The organism is Citrobacter sp. TBCS-15 (genome assembly GCF_005280815.1).
In the GTDB taxonomy this organism is placed as follows: domain Bacteria; phylum Pseudomonadota; class Gammaproteobacteria; order Enterobacterales; family Enterobacteriaceae; genus Citrobacter; species Citrobacter werkmanii.
The window spans coordinates 1-625 of the sequence record NZ_SZWK01000258.1; the positions used below are offsets into that span (position 1 = coordinate 1).

The following is a 625-nucleotide window of genomic DNA, read 5'->3' on the forward strand; positions in this document are numbered from 1 at the left end:
TGGTTCAAGAATAAATTGAAAGAAAAATAATTAATGATAAAGACTTTAGGCTTTACAGCTTAGAGTTTTTTTGATATACTTAGTACATCGAGTTAAGGAAAGAGGTAAAAACAATGGAACTAATTGAATGCCAAACCTGTGGGGCTTCAAGCTTTACTAATGGTAAATGTGATTATTGTAGAAATCAATACGAAGTAAATGAAGATAAAATATTTTACGGTAATTCAACAGAAGATGATTCACCATTAGATGAGGAAACAACTTTTAAAGATACTAAAACAGGTAAACTAATACTTAAAATCATGATCTATACTTTAGTTTCTATTGTTTGGTTTGCAGTAACTGTATTTATCCCACCGCTATTTATAATAACAATTATTTTATTAGTGGTTTATGTGAGTTTTCGCTTGACAATTAAAAAGAAATAGATTATAATAAGGCATATAATAAAGGAGCTAAATAAATGAATGTTGAATCAATAATTGGTAAAGTTATTATAATAGCACTAGTCGGAATTGGACTATATACTTTTTTTGCATTAGTTGACCTGATTAAAACGAAAGGAAGCAAATAGATGAGTAAATACTTTAATGACAAAAGATATTGCCACTGCTTCGATATACCA

General features: G+C 28.0%; 1 protein-coding gene. It reads left to right on the plus strand.

Going from position 1 to position 625, the window contains the following annotated elements:
• Positions 1-113: 113 nt before the first annotated feature.
• Positions 114-428, plus strand: a complete 315-nt coding sequence (locus FDW96_RS15080) for a hypothetical protein (protein ID WP_081994562.1) — start codon at positions 114-116, stop codon at positions 426-428.
• Positions 429-625 lie beyond the last annotated feature (197 nt).